Source organism: bacterium (genome assembly GCA_021372775.1).
Lineage (GTDB): Bacteria > Acidobacteriota > Polarisedimenticolia > J045 > J045 > JAJFTU01.
This window is the reverse complement of sequence record JAJFTU010000400.1, coordinates 1-4,444: the sequence shown is the minus strand read 5'-3', so window position 1 is coordinate 4,444 and position 4,444 is coordinate 1. Positions and strand designations below refer to the sequence as shown.

The following is a 4,444-nucleotide window of genomic DNA, read 5'->3' as shown; positions in this document are numbered from 1 at the left end:
CCGGCGGGCGCGGCGACCCTCCAACTGATGCGTCCGCCGGCGCCGGGGCTCTTTGCCTCGTTCCTCGACGCCCTCGGCGCGCGGCGGCGCGAGTACGGCCTGCAGCACGTCGAGAACCAGGCGCTCCGCGCCTTCGCGCTGGTCGCGGCCGGCTTCTCGGCCTTGGGCGGCATCTCGTGGGCCAACGGCCGCCGGCGGCTCGCCGCGAGCGCCGCCGTGCTGCGCCGCTCGGAGGAGGCGTGCGCCGCGCTCGACGAGCGCCTCGCCGCCGAGCGGGCGCGCCGCCGCGCCGAGGCCGAGGCCCGCGATCCGGGGCTCCGCGCGCTGCGCGCCGAGGCGGAGGGGATCGCCGCGCGGCTCGACGCGCTGGGGCCGGAACTGCTCGCGGCGGAACGGCGCGACGAAGCGCGCGAGGCGGAGTATCAGGAACTCGCCGACCGGCACGTCGAACTGCTCGACGCCTACGAGGCGGCGCTCGGCCGGGACGGCGTCCGCGCCGAGACGCTCGTCCGTCTCGCCGCGGAACGGGACGAGGCGGCGCGCCGCCTGACGCTGGCGCGCGGCGAGCGGACGAAGCTGGAGAGCGGCCGGCTGCTCGCCGGAAGGAAGGTCCGCCGGCGGATCGCCGCCGACTTGGAGCGGGCGCTCCGCGTCTGGCTGCCGGAGACGCACTGGCGCGAGCGGGCGCAGTTCGAGGAGCGGTTCGTCCGCCCGCCGCGCGCGGCGATGACGCTGACGATGGCGGTCTGCGCGATCGACGCCGCGCTGCGCCGGCTGCACCGCGAGCGGCTGCCGCGCCGCGCCGAGGCGGAGCGGAGCTTCTGCGCGATCGTCTGGGATCTCGTCCACGCCGGCGCGCTCGACCGCGGCCTGGCGGAGGACGTGCTGACGACGTGGCGCAACGTGCGCAACCCGCTCGTTCATCGCGCCGAGACGCCGGACCCCGACGCCGAGGCGCTGGCGATCGAGGTCGCGGACCGGGTCGGCGCCGCGCCGGCGCTCAAGGACGCGCGGAAGCGGGACTGACGGCGGCGGCCGCCGCGTCGGAGCGCCCGCGCGCCGAGGACGGCGGCGCGCGTCGCGGCGTCAGGGCTTCGCGGGGCGGCGCAGATAGTCGGAGAAGGTCATCACCATGTGGAATTTCTTCTTGATGAAGAGGATCCCGCCCTCTCCGTCGATCGTCATGTCGCGCGGCCGCCATCCGTCCGGCGCGTCGTCGCGGTAGCGGACCGACGTCTTTCCCGCCGAGACGTGCTTGGGGAGCGGGTCGGGAGAGAAGACGAGATCGCGCGGCGCGCCGGTCTCCTCGTCGAGGCAGATCCGCCCCTTGTTGCGGCCGCCGTCCTTGGCCGGCCACGAGATCTCGTGGACGACGCAGGCGCGTCCGTCCACGGTGCGCCGCTCGGCGGTCTCCCGCACGGTCGTCTTGGAGCGCATCTTCGGCGCGAACGGCGTGTCGCCGAGATCGACCTCGGTGTCGTCGTCCTGCGGCGTTTTCTTCGCGCGCTTCGCCGCCTTCGCCTCCGTATCGCGCTGCCGGCGCCGCGCCTCGGCGGTGACGTCCTTGCCGTCCTCGGACGCCGCGGCGACCTCCGCGCGCACGTCGCCGTCCTTTCCCGGGACGACCTGCAGCGTCGTGTCGCCGAAATGCTCGAGCTCGCCCGAGCGGGAGCGCAGCTCCTGATGCATCACGATCTTGCCCGGCACGAGCGACTCCTGCGCCGCGGCGAGCGCGAGCGCCTTCGACCAGAGCGGCGGCGCGGCGGCGGGGACGGCGGACGCGGGGCCGGCGAGCGCGGGGAAGACGGCGAAGGCGGACGCGAAAAGGGCGAAGGCGGACGCGAGGCGCACCGAAGAGCTCCTTTCGTTCCCGAAGTGTAGCCGCGTCCCGAAACGCGTCGACGCCGTTCGTCCCCGCGGCGCGGTCGCTCGTTCGTCGCTCCGGACGACGTCGGAAGGCGCCGCGCCGCCCGCCCTCGCCGCGGCGCCCTCGGCGTACGTTCTTCCCGTTGCGCCGCGCGCCTGCCCCCGCGGCCTTGACGCCTCGGTCGAGGCGAGGGGAAGGGGTTGATCATGCGCAGCAGAATTCTCGTCGTCCTGGCGGTCCTCGCCGCCGCCTGCGTGCCCGCGGCCGCGTGGGGATCGGCGACCCACGCCTACGTCGCGGACCACTTCGGCTCGCGCGAGCCGGTCTTCAACAGCCACGAGCTCTACGGGGCGATGCTCCCCGACCTGTTCCAAAGCAATCTCGCGCTCAACTTCGATCCGCTGGCCGACGCCTACACGCACGGCCGTCCGGGCGCCGAGCTCTTCATGGACGTCTGGATCGTCGCGCACGGCACGGTCGAGAAGGCCGTCGCCTTCGGCTACGTCGGCCACAACAACGTCTGGGGCGAGGACTTCCACGCCCACGACCTCGCGACCGGCTACATCATCCAGAAGGCGACGCTGCTCGACGCCGGACTGGACGCGGCGGGGGTCTGGACCGAAGTGACCAACCAGACCGGCCTGACGCTGAGCGCGGAGGATCGGATCCTCTACTGCCACATCGTCGTCGAGGAGGCGGGGGACCTGATCATTCGGCGCGCGGACCGCGCGATCGGGGCCAAGGTCGCCGCCGCGGCGTTCGCGCGCACGCCGATCGTCCCGAAGATGCTCGTCGCGGCGATGCGCGGCCTCGATCCGGCGACGGTGCGGCGGCAGGAGAGCGACTTCCGCCGTTCGATGATCCTCTACGGCACGATGCTGCTGCAGGAGGAGCCGATCGCCAAGCACCTGCTGGCCGACATGGTCGCCGACCAGGCGCTGGCCTTCCTCGCCTACGAGTATCCGGGCCTGCCGACCGACCAACTGCGGCCGTTCGTGCGCGACCTGTCGCTGCTCGCGCTGCAGCAGGCGATTCCGCTGGTCGAGCCGGACTACATGGCCGCCGTGGCGGCCACGGAGAACGACGTCGCGGCGGCGCTCCGCGCGCACGGCGTCGTCTACACGCACCCGCCGCTGCTGCCGATCAGGCACTGAAGGGCCGCGCGGCGCCGCCGCTTGGACGCGGGGCGGCGCCGCGCTCTCCCTCGTCCGTCTCTCGCGCCGCGGCCTCGTTTCCACGTACGCCTCGTGCGTGCGCCGCGGCCTCGTCTTCGCGTTCGCTTCGTGCGCGCGCCGCGGCTTCGTTTCGGCGTTCGCCGCGCGAGCGCGCGGCGTCAGCCGCGCAGCGCCGCCGCGGCGCGCGCCGCCGCGACGCCGAGAAGGTCCGGCCCGCGCTCGCCGGACCGGATCGCGTCGAGTAACGCGTCGGCGACGGCCGACGCCGGAACGAACGACGCGAACCACGCCGCGTCGGCGTGGACCGCGCGCCGCGGCGCCTCGTCGGGCACCAGCCCGCCGCGGGGCGCCGCGCCGCTCGGCGTTCCGAAGCGCACCGAAGCGCCGCGCACGTCCTGCGCGAGCTCGACCGCCCGCCCGTCGGCGCCGACGGCGACGGCTCGCGTCTCGTCGGCGTCGAGCGCCGGCGCGAGGCGGACGTGCGCCGATCGCCCGTCCGCGGACTCGAAGGCGAGGAACGCGCTTCCCGCGCCGTCGCGGCGCGCGTCCTTCAGCGCGGCCGCGTGGTCGAGCGCCGCGAGCGCGGCGGCGGCGAGTTCGGCGACCGCCTCGGCGAAGACGTCGGGATCGGCGAGGCCGCAGCGGCGCGCGTCGACGTCCACGTGCGCGGCGCCGCAGGCCGCGCACCGCTCGAGGAAGAGCAGGAACGGCGCGTCGCGCCGCGCTTCGTGCGCCGCGCGCAGCACCAGGCCGCGCCGCGTCGCCTCGTCCACCAGCGCCTGCGCCTCCTCGCCGCTCGCCGCCATCGGCGGCGCGGCGAGGACGTGCTTTCCCGCCTCGAGTGCGGCGCGGACCGCGGCCGCGCGCTCGGGCAGCGGCACGGCGACGACGAGCGCCTCGAGCAGCGGATCGCGCAGCACCGCCTCCCGCCGCGTCGTCACCGCCGCGGCCGCGCCGCGCCGCAGCACGCGCCCCAGCGCGCCGACGTCCGGATCGGCCGCGCCGACGACGCGCACGCTCCGCCCGCCGTGGAAGCCGTCGAGAAGGCGCAGCCCGGCCGCCGTGCAGCCGATCACGCCGATCGCCGTTCGTCCCCGCTCGCCGTTCGTCATCGTTCCGTTCCTCGTCGTCGCCTGCGCTTTCATCTTCGGCCCGGCGGCGCGCCGAGTCGAACGGCCGCCGCGCCGTTTCGGGACGGCGAAACGGCCGCGGGCGGGCGAAAAGCGCGCCGTCCGCGCGGGGCGCCCCGTACGTTCATGGCGGCGGCGCCGGGCGCCGCGGGGGAGGGCGGATGGCGTTCGATCCGCGGGCGGCCGCGGCCGCGTCGGGAACGGTGGGGGACGAGGCGCACGGCGTTCGGGTGGGCGCGCGCGGCGAGGCGGGGCGCCTCTTCGGCGTCTCG

General features: G+C 75.7%; 4 protein-coding genes. 2 read left to right on the top strand and 2 right to left on the bottom strand.

The window, feature by feature from the left end:
* On the top strand, nucleotides 1-1,026 hold a 1,026-nt coding region (locus LLG88_13380; GenBank protein MCE5247899.1), incomplete at its 5' end, for a hypothetical protein.
* A 60-nt stretch (nucleotides 1,027-1,086) separates the two neighbouring features.
* Here LLG88_13380 and LLG88_13375 read toward each other — a convergent pair.
* Entirely contained in the window at nucleotides 1,087-1,851 is a 765-nt protein-coding gene (locus LLG88_13375) for a hypothetical protein (protein MCE5247898.1), read from the bottom strand.
* 222 nt (nucleotides 1,852-2,073) lie between these two features.
* On the opposite strand from LLG88_13375, the gene LLG88_13370 reads away from it, so the two are divergent.
* Complete coding sequence (locus LLG88_13370; GenBank protein MCE5247897.1) at nucleotides 2,074-3,021, top strand: hypothetical protein; 948 nt, start codon at nucleotides 2,074-2,076, stop codon at nucleotides 3,019-3,021.
* Between the two features lie 179 nt (nucleotides 3,022-3,200).
* Here the strand turns inward: LLG88_13370 and LLG88_13365 are convergent, their stop codons facing one another.
* On the bottom strand, nucleotides 3,201-4,154 hold the full coding sequence (locus LLG88_13365) for a Gfo/Idh/MocA family oxidoreductase (GenBank protein ID MCE5247896.1): 954 nt from the start codon (nucleotides 4,152-4,154) through the stop codon (nucleotides 3,201-3,203).
* Between the last annotated feature and the right edge of the window lie 290 nt (nucleotides 4,155-4,444).

What these genes read in the sequence shown, in the direction of transcription:
- LLG88_13370 (MCE5247897.1), top strand. Translation starts at nt 2,074, where the DNA reads ATGCGCAGCAGAATTCTCGTCGTCCTGGCGGTCCTCGCCGCCGCCTGC.
- LLG88_13365 (MCE5247896.1), bottom strand. Translation starts at nt 4,154, where the DNA reads ATGACGAACGGCGAGCGGGGACGAACGGCGATCGGCGTGATCGGCTGC.